The organism is Streptomyces sp. NPDC033177, from assembly GCF_055577715.1.
In genome coordinates, this window is the sequence record NZ_JBVIPS010000001.1 from 843,571 (window position 1) to 858,532 (window position 14,962).

The 14,962-nt window shown below is 71.4% G+C and carries 12 protein-coding genes; 5 read left to right on the top strand and 7 right to left on the bottom strand.

Annotation, left to right across the window (positions count from 1 at the left end):
- Positions 1 to 141 precede the first annotated feature (141 nt).
- A complete protein-coding gene (locus tag ACZ5U5_RS03775; protein WP_469015780.1) occupies positions 142 to 1,950 on the top strand; it encodes a serine hydrolase domain-containing protein in 1,809 nt (602 codons plus the stop codon).
- Between the two features lie 36 nt (positions 1,951 to 1,986).
- Here ACZ5U5_RS03775 and ACZ5U5_RS03780 read toward each other — a convergent pair whose 3' ends face one another.
- The 7 genes from ACZ5U5_RS03780 to ACZ5U5_RS03810 all read right to left on the bottom strand — a co-directional run bounded on the left by ACZ5U5_RS03780 (position 1,987) and on the right by ACZ5U5_RS03810 (position 11,975).
- A complete protein-coding gene (locus ACZ5U5_RS03780) occupies positions 1,987 to 3,537 on the bottom strand; it encodes a phytoene desaturase family protein (protein ID WP_469015783.1) in 1,551 nt (516 codons plus the stop codon).
- Between the two features lie 387 nt (positions 3,538 to 3,924).
- Positions 3,925 to 6,162, bottom strand: coding sequence for a serine/threonine-protein kinase (locus ACZ5U5_RS03785; RefSeq protein ID WP_469015786.1), 2,238 nt, complete (start codon positions 6,160 to 6,162; stop codon positions 3,925 to 3,927).
- Positions 6,144 to 7,097: an oxygenase MpaB family protein gene (locus ACZ5U5_RS03790; RefSeq protein ID WP_469015789.1), complete on the bottom strand. Its 954-nt coding sequence runs from the start codon at positions 7,095 to 7,097 to the stop codon at positions 6,144 to 6,146. The genes ACZ5U5_RS03785 and ACZ5U5_RS03790 overlap by 19 nt, the downstream gene beginning before the upstream one ends.
- A gap of 42 nt (positions 7,098 to 7,139) precedes the next feature.
- The gene (locus ACZ5U5_RS03795; RefSeq protein ID WP_469015792.1) at positions 7,140 to 7,817 is read right to left on the bottom strand and encodes a TetR/AcrR family transcriptional regulator; all 678 of its coding nucleotides are present in this window, start codon (positions 7,815 to 7,817) and stop codon (positions 7,140 to 7,142) included.
- Positions 7,818 to 7,854: 37 nt separating this feature from the next.
- Complete coding sequence (locus ACZ5U5_RS03800) at positions 7,855 to 9,663, bottom strand: bifunctional sugar phosphate isomerase/epimerase/4-hydroxyphenylpyruvate dioxygenase family protein (RefSeq protein ID WP_469015795.1); 1,809 nt, start codon at positions 9,661 to 9,663, stop codon at positions 7,855 to 7,857.
- A 13-nt stretch (positions 9,664 to 9,676) separates the two neighbouring features.
- The gene (locus ACZ5U5_RS03805) at positions 9,677 to 10,537 is read right to left on the bottom strand and encodes a shikimate dehydrogenase (protein WP_469015797.1); all 861 of its coding nucleotides are present in this window, start codon (positions 10,535 to 10,537) and stop codon (positions 9,677 to 9,679) included.
- A 64-nt stretch (positions 10,538 to 10,601) separates the two neighbouring features.
- Complete coding sequence (locus tag ACZ5U5_RS03810) at positions 10,602 to 11,975, bottom strand: MFS transporter (RefSeq protein WP_469015800.1); 1,374 nt, start codon at positions 11,973 to 11,975, stop codon at positions 10,602 to 10,604.
- A gap of 258 nt (positions 11,976 to 12,233) precedes the next feature.
- On the opposite strand from ACZ5U5_RS03810, the gene ACZ5U5_RS03815 reads away from it, so the two are divergent.
- From ACZ5U5_RS03815 to ACZ5U5_RS03830, 4 genes are read left to right on the top strand one after another with little or no spacing between them, the layout of a single operon-like run.
- Complete coding sequence (locus ACZ5U5_RS03815) at positions 12,234 to 13,085, top strand: STAS domain-containing protein (protein ID WP_469015802.1); 852 nt, start codon at positions 12,234 to 12,236, stop codon at positions 13,083 to 13,085.
- The gene (locus ACZ5U5_RS03820) at positions 13,082 to 13,453 is read left to right on the top strand and encodes an STAS domain-containing protein (RefSeq protein ID WP_469015805.1); all 372 of its coding nucleotides are present in this window, start codon (positions 13,082 to 13,084) and stop codon (positions 13,451 to 13,453) included. Before ACZ5U5_RS03815 ends, ACZ5U5_RS03820 begins: the two co-directional genes overlap by 4 nt.
- Positions 13,454 to 13,464: 11 nt before the next feature.
- The gene (locus ACZ5U5_RS03825) at positions 13,465 to 13,872 is read left to right on the top strand and encodes an ATP-binding protein (RefSeq protein WP_469016932.1); all 408 of its coding nucleotides are present in this window, start codon (positions 13,465 to 13,467) and stop codon (positions 13,870 to 13,872) included.
- A complete protein-coding gene (locus tag ACZ5U5_RS03830; protein ID WP_469015807.1) occupies positions 13,860 to 14,942 on the top strand; it encodes an ATP-binding protein in 1,083 nt (360 codons plus the stop codon). The genes ACZ5U5_RS03825 and ACZ5U5_RS03830 overlap by 13 nt, the downstream gene beginning before the upstream one ends.
- Positions 14,943 to 14,962 lie beyond the last annotated feature (20 nt).

The window sequence follows — 14,962 nt, forward strand, 5'->3', positions numbered from 1 at the left end:
GATGCGGTGTCAGATCTTTGGCAGGCGCCCGTGGTTGACAGAGCCCGGCACTGACATGAAAGTTTCAGCAGTCTCTTGTGATCCCGAAAGATAATTTCAGCTCAGGAGAGTTCCAGGAGCGTTCCAGGAGGGGGCACGGTCATGGCCGAGGACAACGGGGCGGCGTCCGACAGAGCGGGCGGCGGGCTGAGCAGACGCCAACTGGGAGCGCGCGTCGTGGCATTGGGTGGGGCGCTGGCACTGGTGCCGTTCCCCGCGGGCCCTGCCGCGGCGGCGGGATCCGCGGCCGAGGCCAAGCGTCCGACGCTGCGGCCCGGCAGCCCCGAGCGCGCCGGGCTGCTCGCCGGACATCTGCGGCAACTGGTCGTCGACGCCGAGCAGTTCCTCGGCCCCTCCCCCAAGCACCCGTGGTACGCGGGCGCCGTCCTGCTCGCGGGCCGCGGCGGTACGGTCGCCCTGCACCAGCCAATCGGCAAGGCGGTGCGCTACGCGGCGTACGACGAGAAGACCGACACCGGCGTCGAGCTGCCGGCCGACCGGCAGATCCCGATGGCCAAGGACACGGTCTTCGACCTCGCCTCCGTCTCGAAACTGTTCACCTCGCTGCTCGCGGTGCAGCAGATCGAGCGGGGCAAGCTGGAGCTGGAGGCGAAGGTCGCCTCGTACCTCCCCGTTTTCGGGGGCGCCGGCAAGCAGGACGTCACCGTCCGCCAGCTCCTCACCCACACCTCGGGGTTCCGTTCCTGGATCCCCCTCTTCAAGGAACCCACGCGGGAGGGTCAGCTGCGCCTCATCTGGAACGAGGCACCGCTCAACCCGCCCGGCACCAAGTACCTCTACTCGGACCTGAACCTGATCTCGCTCCAACTGGTCCTCGAAGAGATCACGGGTCGTCAGCTGGACGCACTGCTCCACGACGAGATCACTGCTCCACTCGGGATGCACCGCACACGCTTCAACCCGCCCGCGTCCTGGCAGCCGAAGATCGCCGCGACCGAGGACGCCCGCCTGCCCTGGTCGGGCCTCGACCGCGGCATGGTGTGGGGCGAGGTGCACGACGAGAACGCCTTCGGCCTCGGCGGGGTGGCCGGACACGCGGGGGTCTTCTCCTGCGCCTGGGACCTCGCGATCCTCGGCCGCACACTGCTCAACGGCGGGGTGTACGGCCGCTCCCGTATCCTCTCCGCCGAGTCCGTGCAGCTGATGTTCACCGACTTCAACACGGCTTTCCCCGGTGACGAGCACGGCCTGGGCTTCGAGCTCTACCAGCACTGGTACATGGGCGCGATGGCCACGCCGCGCACCGCGGGCCACACCGGATTCACCGGCACCTCCCTCGTCCTCGACCCGACGACCGACTCGTTCCTCGTCGTCCTCGGCAACTCCGTCCACCCGGTGCGCAGTTGGCGCTCCGGCTCGGCCCCCAGGGTGGCAGCGGCGAACCGCATGGCACGCGCCGTCCCGGTACGTCCCGCACGCGGGCGCACCGCGTGGTTCTCCGGCATGGCGAACGCGGCGACGGCCACGCTGACCCTGCCGCCGCTCACCCTGGCCACCGACCGGGCGAAGCTGCGGTGCGAGCTGTGGTGGGACACCGAGCCGGGCTCGGACGCCCTGCGCCTGGAGGCCTCGCGCGACGGCGGCACGACATGGCAGCCGGTTCCGTTCACCACTGAGCACCGGGGGACGCCCCCTCGGGAGCACCCTGACGGCACGGCGTCCGGCTGGTCGGGGCGCGTCTGGCACCGCCTCACCGCGGACCTCTCCTCCTGGCGGGCCGAACGGGTCCAGCTGCGCTGGCGGTACGCGACGGACCAGCTGTACGTGGGGCGCGGCGCGTACGCCGACGGGCTGCGGGTCGAGGACGGTGCCCGCACGGTCTTCGACGAGGCTCGGCCCGCCGACGCGGCCCGTATCGAGGCCGTGGGGTGGGCGCCTTCCGCCGACTGACGACGGTCCGCACCCGGCCGAGCGCTACTCCCCCCGCTACTCTCCCAACGCGGCCATCGCGGTATTGTGCCCGGGAATGCCGCTGACCCCGCCGCCGCGTACGGCGCCCGCCCCGCACAGCAGGACGTTCGCGTGCCGCGTCTCCACGCCCCAGCGCCCGGTGTCCTCCTGGGCGTAGGGGAAGGCGAGGTCGCGGTGGAAGATGTTGCCGCCGGGCAGGCGCAGGTCGCGTTCCAGGTCCAGCGGGGTCTTCGCCTCGATGCAGGGGCGGCCTTCGGCGTCGGTGGCGAGGCAGTCGGCGAGCGGCTCGGCCAGGTGCGCGTCCAGCTGCGCCAGGGTCGACTTCAGGAGCTCGGCGCGTACGGCCTCGTTGTCCTGGGCGAAGAGACGGGCGGGGGTGTGGAGCCCGAAGAGGGTGAGGGTCTGGCAGCCGCGCTCCACCAGTTCGGGGGCGAGGATGCTGGGATCGGTCAGGGAGTGGCAGTAGATCTCGGAGGGCGGCGCAGCGGGCAGCTCACCGGCCGCGGCCTGGGCGTACGCCGTCGCCAACTCCCCGTAGCCCTCCCCGATGTGGAAGGTCCCGGCGAAGGCCTCATGCGGGTCGACCGATGTGTCGCGCAGCCTCGGCAGCCGTTCGAGCAGCATGTTGACCTTGAGCTGGGCGCCTTCGGCCGGGGCGGGCGGGGCGTCGCCCACGAGGGCGGCGAGCTCCTGGGGTGAGGCGTTGACCAGGACGTGCCGGGCGGCGACGGTGGCCTCGCGCTCGGGCGTACGGTACGTGACCTCCGCGCTCTGTCCGTCCGACTCGATGCGGGTGACCTCGTGGCCGGTGGCGAGCTCGGCGCCGGCCGCGCGGGCGGAGGCAGCGAGGGCTGCGGTGAGGGCGCCCATGCCGCCGACGGGGACGTTCCAGTCGCCGGTTCCGCCGCCGATGACGTGGTAGAGGAAGCAGCGGTTCTGCCGCAGGGACGGGTCATGGGCGTCGGCGAACGTTCCGATGAGGGCGTCGGTGAGCACCACCCCGCGCACCAGGTCGTCGGCGAAACGCTCCTCGATGGCGGCGCCGATCGGCTCCTCGAACAGCGCGCGCCAGGCGGCATCGTCACCGATCCGCTCGCGCAGGGCGTCGCGCGTGGGCAGGGGCTCGGTGAGCGTGGGGAACACCTGCTCGGCGACGTGCCCCGTCATCGCGTAGAACTCCCGCCAGGCCTCGTACTCGCGCGGCCCGCCGGTGAGCCGCTCGAACGCGTCCCTGGTGCGCGCCTCGCCGCCGCCCACGAGCAGTCCCGTCGGCGCGCCGTCGCGCTCGGTCGGGGTGTACGAGGAGACGTTCCGGGTGCGCACCCGGAAGTCCAGGTCCAGGTCCCTGACGATCTTCCGCGGCAGCAGGCTGACCAGGTACGAGTAGCGCGAGAGCCGGGCGTCGACACCGGCGAAGGGGCGGCTGGACACGGCGGCCCCTCCGGTCCCGGAGAGCCGCTCCAGGAGCAGGACGGAGCGTCCGGCGCGGGCGAGATAGGCGGCGGCCACAAGTCCGTTGTGACCACCGCCGACGATGACGGCGTCGTATCGATCGCGAGGAGACATAGCCCTTGTTAGCACGTGGAGCGCCCCAAAGGGGCGCGAGGAACGGCGCGACCAGCCACACCAACGCCGACAGCCGACCATCCACCGGGCGAAAAGCGCCGCAAGGGGGCGCGGGGAACTACGCGACCAGCCACGACGCGTCAGCAGTCGACCATCCACCGGGCCGAACGCGTCCCAAAGAGGCACGGGGAACTACGCGACCGGCCACGACGCAGCGGTAGCCGACCACCCGCCCAGGCCGCCCCGCACGACGCGGCCCGCGCCCCGCGCACAAATGCCGCCGGTCAGGATCGCGTCCCGAAGGGGCGCGGGGAACTGCGCGACCAGCCACGACGCGTCAGCAGTCGACCATCCACCGAAGTCGCGCAGCGAAAGGCGCCCCGCGAGTCAATGCCCTCCCGTAGCCCGCCGCTGGCGCAGCGCCGCCACCCGGCGGTACAGCTCGACCGCCTCCGTGCCGCGGCCCAGTTGCTCCAGGCAGTGCGCCTCGTCGTTGCGGCTGGCCAGGGCGTCGGGGTGGTCGGCGCCGAGGACCTGCTCGCGGGCGGCGGCGACCCGGCGGTACTCGGTCAGGGCGTCGGCCCAGCGGCCGAGCCAGCCGAGCCCCACGGCCACCTCGCGGCGGCTCACCAGGGTGTCCGGGTGATCGCCGCCGAGGACACGTTCGCGGATCGCGCAGACGTCGCGGGCCTCGGCGAGGGCTTCCTCCCAGCGGCCCTGACGGCCGAGGTTGACGCCGAGGCCGTGCCGGGCGCGCAGCGTCTCGGGGTCGGAGGGGCCGTTCACCCGGGTGCGGTCGTCGATCAGGTCGCGGTACAGCTCCAGGGCCTCGCCGCTGCGACCGAGCCTGCCGAGGCTGATGCCCACCTCGTAGCGGGCGGCGAGGGTGTCGGGGTGGTCGGCGCCCAGCGCCCGTACGCGTGCGTCGGCGACCTCGCGGTACGTCTGGAGGGCCTCGGGCCAGCGGCCCAACTGGCCAAGCGCGTAGGCGACTTCGTACCGCGTGACGAGGGTGTCGGGGTGCGTGGCCCCGAGGACCCGCGCTCGGGCCAGCGCCACCTCTCGTGCCAGCTGGTAGGAGTCCTCCAGGCGGCCGAGCCTGCTGAGGTTGTACGCCAGGTTGTGCCGGCAGCGCAGGGTGTCGGGATGATCGGCGCCCGCGGTCCGCTCCCGGACGGCGAGGACCGACGTGTAGACCTGGTGAGCCTCGAAGTGCCGCCCCAACTGCCCCATGACGTACGCCATTTCCTGCCGCGCGGCCAGCGTGTCCGAATGCTCGGGGCCCAGCGTGCGCTCCCGGCCCTGGGCGACGCGGCCGTACTCCCGCAAGGCGTCGGCCGCACGCCCGGTGCGGCTCAGCGTGAAGCCCACCTCGTACCGGCTGGCGAGCGTGTCCGGATGGTCGGGGCCCAGCGCGTGCTCCCGCTCGGCGGCCACCGCGCGGTGCACCTCGCCCGCCTCCGCCCAGCGGCCGAGGCGCCCGAGGCTCAGGCCCGCGTTGTGCCGGCTGACGAGAGTGGCGACCACCTCGGGTGACGGCGTGGGCCGTTCGGGCCGGCGCGGGGCGGCGGCCCGGCGCGCGTCGGCGCGCGGAATCCACTCACCGGTCAGGCCCGCCGCCGCGTCGGGCGGCGTCGTCCGCAGCTCGGAGGCGCCGTTCGCCTTGTGCCCGGTGGTCATTCCGCGGGTCCACGAGGGCAGCCGGGGCTCGCGCGAGGGCGGCTGCTCCGGGCGTCGCACGGGCGGGGTGACGACGGTCGGGACGTACGAAGGGACCGTGCGGCCGGTGATGATGCGGCGCCCCAGTTCGCGTGCGTCGCTGGGGCGCTCGTCCGGTTCCTTGGCGAGCAGGTCCAGGACGATCTTCTCGAAGTACTCGGGCAGCTCGTCCCGGTGCCTGCGCGGCGGCTCGGGAGCCGTGTCGCGGTGGCCGACGAGCACCGCCCAGGCGTCCTCCAGGTCGAAGGGCGGCGCCCCGGTGGCGATCTCGTAGAGGACGCACCCGAAGGAGTAGAGGTCGCTGCGCTGGTCGACCTGGGCGCCGCTGATCTGCTCGGGCGACATGTAGTGGGGCGTGCCCATCGCGATGCCCGTGCCTGTCAGGCGCGAGGTGAAGCCGATGTCGTGGCCGAGCCGGGCGATCCCGAAGTCGCAGATCTTCACCGTGCCGTCCGTGAGCCGCATGATGTTCGCGGGCTTCAGGTCGCGGTGCACGATGCCCTGCTCATGCGTGTACGCGAGCGCGGCGGAGACCTGGTCGGCGATCTCCACGACGTCCGCGACGGGCAGCGGATGCTGTTTGTTGTCCTCCAGGAGCTGGCTGAGGTTGCGTCCTTCGAGCAGTTCCATGACCAGATAGAGGACGCCGTCGTGCTCCCCGAAGTCGTGGACGACGGTGACGCCGCGGTGCTGGAGCGCCGCCGCGACCCGCGCCTCGCGTCGGAACCGCTCACGCAGCACGCGCGTGAAGGACTGGTCGTGCTGGGGCCCCATCGGCTTGAGGCACTTCACGGCGACCCTGCGCCCGAGTGACTCGTCGCGGGCACGCCACACCTCGCCCATGCCGCCGCGCCCGATCAGGTCCAGTAGCCGGTACCGGCCCTGGATCAGCCTGGTGTCCGCCATCTCCGTCCGTCGCCCCCGTTGCCTCGCCTCGCCCTCCCCGGCTCGTCCAGTATGGCTGTCAGACTGTCGAGTTTGTACGGGGCAGGCCGGGCGCCGGGCCCGAGCCTGGCCATGGCCCGCAGAATGTGCTTCGGGGGAAGTTGCCAGCGTAGACGTGCGGGAACGGTGCGCAGGATGGTGCCGGTGGTGCCGAGCCGCCGGGTCACGGTGGCGGGCGGCGGGGCCGCCCTGCCGTACAGCTCGTGGGCGTACGGCGGCAATGAGGCGTACGCGAGATTCGCCACGCGCCGCCACAGGAGGGCGCGCGCCGGGATCAACAGGGGGTGGGTCGGCGGCCGTTGGAGGAAGTCGTCGACGTCACGCGCCTCGGGCCCGGCGGCCAGTTCGGGCCGCACGCGCTCGAAGTACGCGGCGAGCTCGGCGGTCGTCGCCGGGACGCCGTCGGGGTCGAGGCCGACGAGCCGGGCGCTCTCCCGTTGTTCGGCGACATACCGGTCGGCGAGTTCGCCGGTGAGACGGAACCCCGACCGGCGCGCGACGTGCAGATAGGAGTCGATCTCGGCGCAGTGCACCCACAGCAGCAGCTCGGGCTCGTCGACGCCGTACCGCTCCCCCGTGTCGGGATCGGTGGCTTTTATCATCGTGTGGATCTTCCGCACGCGTGCCCCCGCGTGCTCGGCGACCTCGGTGGTGCCGTACGAGATCGTGCCCACGAAGTTGGCGGTCCGCATGAGGCGGCCCCACGCGTCCTTGCGGAAGTCGCTGTTCTGCATGACGCCGCGGACCGCGCGGGGGTGCAGCGCCTGCAGATACAGGGCTCGGATCCCGGCGACCCACATCATCGGGTCGCCGTGCATCTGCCAGGTCACGGACGAGGGACCGAAGAGCCCCGGGTCCGGTGCGGTCGGGCGCCCCGATGAGGATGCCTCGCGCATACAACCACCTCCTGGCCGCAGGCTACGCCTCCGGGGGCGCCCTCAACTCCCCTGTGCGGGCGGCCGATCCGAGGTCAGGTAGGAGATGACCATGTCCCCCAGCATCGTCCGGTAGTGCGCACGGCGCGAGGTCTCGGTGAGATCGCGGCCGAAGAGGGTGCGGAAGGTGTGCCGGTTGGAGACGCGGAAGAAGCAGAACGAGCTGATCATCGCGTGCAGGTCGACGGCGTCCACATCGGCGGTGAACACGCCCTGCTCGCGCCCGGCTTCGAGGATCGAGGCGATGACGTCGATCGCCGGTGAGCTGAGGGAGCCGAGGCTCGGCGAGGCGCCGATGTGCTTGGCTTCGTGGATGTTCTCGATGCTGACGAGGCGGATGAAGTCCGGATGCGCCTCGTGGTGGTCGAAGGTGAGCTCGGCAAGGCGGCGGATGGCGGACACCGGGTCCAGGTGCCCGACATCCAGCTGCTGCTCCTCGTGCCGGATGACCTTGTACGCCCGCTCCAGGACCGCGGTGAACAACTGGTCCTTGCTGCCGAAGTAGTAGTAGATCATCCGCTTCGTGGTCCGCATGCGGGCGGCGATCTCGTCCACCCTGGCCCCCGCGTAACCCATGCGGGCGAACTCCTCGGTGGCCACGTCCAGGATCTCCCCCTGTGTACGGGCCGCGTCCCGGGTGCGTTTGACGGGCGGGGGCGACGGGGGGACGGCGGCGGCCATGCGGCTCCTCTGGGCGGACTCATCGGCGCCGGTCAGTCTAATGCTGGTGCAGATTCTGGGCCGCGAGCCGTACGCCCGCGTTCTGGGCCCCGTACCCCCGGTAGCCGCCCGTGCGCTGCACCAGCTCGAAGAAGACGCGCCCGACCGTGGCGGTGTAGCAGTGCAGGAACTCCCCGTTCTCGTCACGGTCGTAGAGGATGCCCAGCTCCGCGAGGGTGGCCAGGTGCTGCGGCTCCAGTTCGTGGCGGGCGTCGAGGTCGTCGTAGTAGTTGGCGGGGATCGGGAGCAGGCTCGCGCCGCTCTCGCGGACGCGCCGGGCGGCGCGGACGATGTCGTCGGTGGCCAGGGCGATGTGCTGAAGACGGGCGCCCTCGGCGTCCGGCGCCGGCGCGACGTTGAGGACGATGCGGACACCGCCGTCGGGGGACGCGACGGCCCGGCTGCGCACGAGGCCGTAGGGGTCGGCCAGATCGAGGCTGTCGTCCGCCTCCAGGCCCAGCACCCCCCGGTGGAACAGCGATGCCTCGTCGAACTGGTGCCAGGGCTGGGTGAGGGCGATGTGGTCGATGCGGCGGACGGTGCCGGTTGGTTCGCCTGCCCCTTCCCCCGGCAGCGCGCGCGACGCGACGCCGGTGAAGTCGCCCGTCCAACTCGGGTGGTCGGACTGCTCCGTGCGGCAGAAGAAGAACTCCGTGCCGTCGGGTGCGGCGACCGCGTCGAGCGGGGCGTCCTGCGGCGCCCTGCGCCTCGGTACGACAGGGGCGAGCACCTCCTCGGCACGCCGTGCGGCCCGGTCCGGGTCGGGGGTCTCTACGCCGACGGCGGTCAGCGCGGGGTCCTGACGGCGGCCGCTGACACCGGTGTTGAGCAGGATGCGGGCCTCGCCTTGTTCCCACAGTTCGACCGGTTTCCAGTGGTGCCGTGCGGTGTGGGCGAAGCCGAGTGCCTCCAGGACTCCGCGCAGCGGTTCGATGTCGGCCGCGGTCAGCTCGGCGAAGGCGAAGCCGGAGGGGACGGCCGCGGCGGGGAGCGTGGACAGACCTGCCTCCTCCTCCAGGAGAAGCAGCGAACGCAGCGCGTCAACAGCGGTGGAGGCCGCCCCCGCCTGCCGGAAGACGTCGTTGAACACCTCGAGGGAGAGGGGCCCTTGGTATCCGGCCCGCACGGCGGCGGACACCAGGGCGGCGACGTCGAAGCCGCCCTGGCCGGGGAAGCAGCGGTAGTGCCTGCTCCACTGGAGGACGTCCATCGCCATCAGGGGCGCGTCCGCGAGCTGCAGGAAGAAGATCTTCTCGCCGGGGATGTCCGCGATGCCCTTGGGGTCGGAGCCGCGGGAGAGGATGTGGAAGCTGTCGAGGCAGGTGCCGAGAGCCGGGTGATCCGCCTGTTCGACGATCCGCCAGGCGTGGTCGTACGTGCTGACGTGCCGGCCCCAGGCCAGGGCCTCGTAGGCGATGCGGATGCCGTGGTCCGCCGCCCGGTCGGCGAGCAGCCGCAGTTGTTCGGCGGCGAGCGCGTCGTCGTCGACGGAGTCGTGGGCGACGCTGGAGCAGACGAGGAGCAGGTCGGCGCCCAGCCGCTCCATGACGTCGAACTTGCGTTCCGCGCGCCGCAGATTGCGGGCGAGTACGTCGGCGGGGACGGCCTCGAAGTCGCGGAACGGCTGGTAGAGGTCGATGCCAAGGCCGAGGTCCGCACAGCGCAGCCGTACGTCCTCGGGGCTGAGCGGGGCGCCGAGCAGATCGTTCTCGAAGATCTCCACGCCGTCGAAGCCGGCGGTGGCGATGGCGGTGAGCTTCTCGGAGAGCGGGCCGCTGAGCGAGAGGGTGGCGATCGATTTACGCATGGATGTCTCCTGTTCAGGCCGGGAAGGCGGCCAGATCGCCGAGGTCGGCGAGCATCGGTCCGGTGTGCGGTTCGAGCCCGGTGAAGAGCCGGAAGGCGTCGGCCGCCTGGAAGACGGCCATGCCACCGCCGTCGAGGGTGCGGCAGCCGATCGTGCGGGCCTCGCGCAACAGCTCGGTCTCCAGCGGCCGGTAGACGACTTCGGCCACCCAGAGTCCGGGCCTGAGCAGTGCGGCCGGCAGGGGCAGGCCCGGGTGCGCGACCATGCCGGTCGGGGTGGCGTGCACGAGCCCGTCCGCGGCGGCGAGGCGCTCGGCCGTCGCCCCGGTGGGCGCGGAGGCCGCACGTCCGGCGCCGAAGCGTGAGGTCAGCGCGGTGGCGAGGGCGGCGGAGCGGGCCGGGTCGGTGTCGATGAGGGTGACCCGGTCGACGCCGAGGTTCAGCAGGGCGTGCGCCACCGCGGCGCCCGCGCCACCCGCGCCGAGCTGGACGACGTCACCTGTCGGCGCGTCGGCCAGGCCGCGGGCGAAGGACTGGGCGAAGCCGGTGGCATCGGTGTTGTGTCCGATGGCCCGACCGTCTCTGAAGACGACGGTGTTGACGGCGCCGAGCTCGGCGGCGTCGGGGGCGAGCTCGTCCAGGTGCTCGATGACGAGCTGCTTGCAGGGGTGGGTGATGTTCAGGCCGTCGAAGCCGAGGCGCATGGCGGCACGCACCAGCTCCCCTACGGCTTCGGGCGCGACGTCCAGCACGTCGATGTCGAGGGTGCGGTAGACGAGGCGGACACCGTGCCGGTCCGCCTCGCGTTCGTGCAGGGCGGGGCTCAGGGAGGGGCCGATGCCGGAGCCGATCAGGCCGGTGAGGTACGAGGTCATCGATGCTTCCTGTGGGTCGTCTTGGCACGGTCGTTCACGAGGGCGCGGTCAAGGCGCGGCCGGTTCAGAGGGCGGCCGCCTCGGGCGTCACCGTCGGCGCCTTCGCGTCCCCGGCACGTACCCCCAGTTCGGCGGTGGGCACGCGGTGCGTCTCGCGCCCGGTGGCCACGGCGATCGCGCAGATCACGCAGAAGGCGGCGGTGAAGATCGCGACGCCGACCCAGCCGTCTCCGTCGGGGCCGTCGATCTGGGCCGCGAAGGTCACCGCGAAACCGGCGATGGCGAAGCCGATCTGGGTGCCGATGGCCATGCCGGAGAGCCGGACCCTGGCGGGGAACATCTCGCCGTAGAACGAGGGCCAGATGCCGTTGGCCGCGCTGTAGACGACGCCGAAGAGCAGAACGCCGGTCACGAAGACCAGGGGGTAGCTGCCGGTGGAGATCGCCCACAGGTAGACGAAGATCATCACTCCGCTGCCGATCGCCCCGACGAGGAAGACGGGCTTGCGGCCGATCCGGTCGGAGAGCCTGGCCCAGAGCGGGATGGCGAGCAGCGCCACGGCGTTGGCGCTGCCGGCGACCCAGAGCATGCCCGTCTTGTCGAGGCCGACCGCGTCGCTCGTGGCGAAGGAGAGGGCCCAGACGGAGAAGATCGTGCTGACCGTCGCGATCAGCGCGGCGGCGACCACCCTCAGCACGTCGGCCCAGTGGTTCCTGAGCAGATCCGCCAGCGGCATCTTGGCCACCTCCTGGTCGGCGGAGACCTGCTGGAAGACGGGGGTCTCGTCGAGGGTGCGGCGGATGACGTATCCGGCGACGGCGACGAGGGCGCTCAGCAGGAACGGGATGCGCCAGCCCCAGCTGTAGAGCTGCTCGTCGGGCAGTGCGGCGACCGGCAGGAACACCAGGGTCGCCAGGAGCTGACCGGCCTGGGTGCCGTTGAGGGTGAAGCTCGTGTAGTAGCCGCGCCGGTCCTCCGGGGCGTGCTCCAGCGTCATCGCGTTGGCGCTGGCCTGCTCACCGGCCGCGGACAGGCCCTGGAAGACCCGCATCAGCACGAGGAGCACCGGGGCGATGGTGCCGACCTGGGCGTACGTGGGCAGACAGCCGATGAGGAAGGTGGAGAGCCCCATCAGGATCAGCGTCCAGACCATGATCTTCCGACGGCCGAGCCGGTCGCCGAAGTGGCCGAGGACGAGAGCACCGAGGGGGCGGGCGGCGTACGCGACGCCGAACGTCGCCAGGGAGATCAGGGTGGCGGTGGCCGGGTCGTCCGGGTCGAAGAAGACCTTGGGGAAGACGAGGGCGGCGGCACTGCCGTAGATGAAGAAGTCGTAGTACTCCAGCGCGCTGCCGATCCAGGCGGCGAAGGCGGCCTTGCGTGGCCTGCCCTGGGGCGGCGCGGCCGGTGGCTGATCGGCCTGCGGGTGAGCGGACACGTGAACTCCTCGGGGAGAGCGGCCTGGCCACGAGGGGGAGGCAGGCCGCGAGGGGACGTAGTTAACGCACTAGATAGTTAATTAACTTGGGTGAGATGCTCGCCCGCCCCTCGGGCCGTGTCAATACATCGGGCGTCAACAGATGGCCGGCACGCCTGAACCCGGATCGGTGAGCTTCGACCGATCGGCTCACCCGCGCTGTCACCGTGCCGTACGCTGCGGCGCTAGGCCGAAATGACGAAAATGGGGAGCTGTCACGTGGCTGAACAGGGCAGTGCGGTCGAGCTGGTGGGGTTGCTGTCGGCCAAGGGGCGGGATCTGGCCGGCGAGTGGGTTCAGCAGGTGTCGGGCACGCTGAAAGGCCGTGTGAGCATCGCCGAACTGAGCCGTGAACTGAACGAGTTGCACGAAGCGCTGGTGGAGGCACTCGGCCAGGGCGCGAGCGATGTGCACGGCGAACAGATGTCGGAAGTGCGCGCCCTCCTGATGGAGTTGTCGCGGAACAGGGCCCGGCAGGGTTTCTCGCCCACGGAGACGGCAGTGAGCGTCTTCGCGCTGAAGCAGGTCCTTGAACCCGTGCTCCAGGACGGCTCCGTCGAGGAGATCCGCGCCTTCGGCCGTCTCAGTCGCGTGCTGGACGGCCTTGGCCTGTTCACGATCGAGACGTACACCCGGACCCGTGAGGAGCTCATCTCCGCGCAGTCCGAGCAACTCATGGAGCTGTCCACGCCCGTGGTGCGGCTGTGGGACGGCGTCATCGCCGTGCCCCTGGTGGGCACGCTGGACTCCGCACGGACCCAGGTCGTCATGGAGAAACTGCTCCAGGCGCTGGTGGACACCGGTTCCGAGCAGGCCATCATCGACATCACCGGCGTACCCGCGGTGGACACGCAGGTGGCGCAGCATCTGCTGAAGACCATCGTCGCGGCCCGCCTCATGGGCGCCGAATGCACCATCTCCGGCATCCGCCCGCAGATCGCGCAGACGATCGTGGCACTGGGAATCGAGTTCGACGGCATCGTCACCAAGGCGAGCCTCGCGGACGCGCTCAAGCTGGCCCTGAAGAGGTCGGGCGTCGAGATGGTCTCCCGCAAGGCCGCGCAGCTGTGACCGAACGGGTACCGATCCTGCGGATCGGCGACGTGCTCGTGGTGTCCATCCAGTTCGACCTGGAGGACCAGACCGTCCTGCAGTTGCAGGAGGATCTGGCCGAGCAGATCGTGAACCGCTCCGCTCGGGGCGTCATCATCGACATCACCGCACTGGAGATCGTCGACTCCTTCGTCGGGCGCATGCTGGCGACGATCGCGGACATCTCCCGCATGCTCGACGCCCGGACCGTGGTGGTCGGGATGCGTCCCGCCGTCGCCATCACGCTCGTGGAACTCGGACTCTCGCTCGGCGGAGTGAGCACGGCACTCGACCTCGAGAAAGGCCTGGCGCGGCTGCGGCGCTCCTCCTCTGCGGACGAAGCGTGACAGCGCCCTGGCTGCCTGACGAGGCGCCGCAGGTCTACTCCGTCACGCACAACAGGGACGTGGTGGGCATCAGACAGAGCGTCCGCGTCCTGGCACAGCGGTGCCGCCTCTCGCTCGTGGACCAGACGAAGATGATCACGGCCGCGAGCGAGCTGGCGCGCAACACCCTTGTGTACGGGGGCGGTGGGTCCGTCACGGCGGGAATCGTCGAGAGGGACGGCCGCCGGGGAATCGCGGCGCTCTTCAAGGACGACGGGCCCGGCATCGCGGACGTGGCGCAGGCGATGACGGACGGCTGGACATCGGGCGCCGGTCTGGGCCTGGGGCTCAGCGGTGCCCGGCGCCTCGTCGACGAGTTCGAACTCGTGACGGAGGTCGGCGTGGGCACCACGGTGACCATCATCAAGTGGGCCCGGTGAAGAACCGGATCATTCTGGCCAGCCGGGACATGAGCTGGTTCCGGGACGGCCCGTCCCTGTCGGCCTCGGCACGCGGGGCGGCGGCCGCGCTGGCCCGACGCATCGGTCTCGACACGCATCGTGCCGCGGAGGTCGCCCTGGCCGTCACCGAGGCCGCCACCAACATCCAGCGTCACGCCACGGACGGTGCGCTCCTGCTCCGGACGCTGCACACGGATGAGGAAGCAGCGGTGGAGTTCGTCACCGTCGACTCCGGGCCCGGCATGGTCGACGTGACCGCCGCGATGGCCGACGGAGCCTCCAGCGCCGGCACGCTCGGCATCGGGCTCGGCGCCGTGGCCAGGCTGGCCGACCACTTCGACATCCACTCCGTGCCCGGCAAGGGAACGGTCACGGCGGCACAGTTCTGGTCGCGCCGGGCGGACGACCAGGGCGTGACGGCCGCCATGACGGCCGGGCGGCCGTGCGTCTCCGGTATCACGCGGCCCATCAGTGGCGAGATGACCTGCGGTGATGCCTGGAGCGCCCGACTCGACACCGGAACCGGAGCCGGAACCAGCCCCCACCACCCCGCCGTTCTCGTCATGATGTGCGACGGCCTGGGGCACGGCCCGCTGGCGGCCCGCGCCAGTGCGGCGGCCGTGCACGCCTTCCACGACACTTCCGCCACCGAACCGGAAGACATCATGAACGCGGTCCACCACGCGCTGCGGGGAACCCGGGGTGGCGCGGCGGCGGTCGCCCGGATCGAACCGGCGGACGGACGGGTGCGGTACTGCGGCATCGGCAACATCAGTGGCTTCCTCATCGGCCACGCCACCCGCAGGACACTGCTGTCGGTGCCCGGCATCGTCGGCGCGAACATGCGTCGTCTGCGGACGTTCGAGGAGAAGCTGCCCGAAGGCGGGGCCCTGGCCATGCACTCCGACGGGCTCACCGAGCGGTGGGATCACACGGCTCTCCCCGGTCTTCTGCAGCATGCGCCGCTCGTCGTGGCCGGGCAGCTGTTGCGTGAAGCCGGCGTACGCCGCGACGATGCCAGCGTGGTGGTGGTGAAGGGGGTCTGGTGACCAGCGAAGGGCGGGACGGA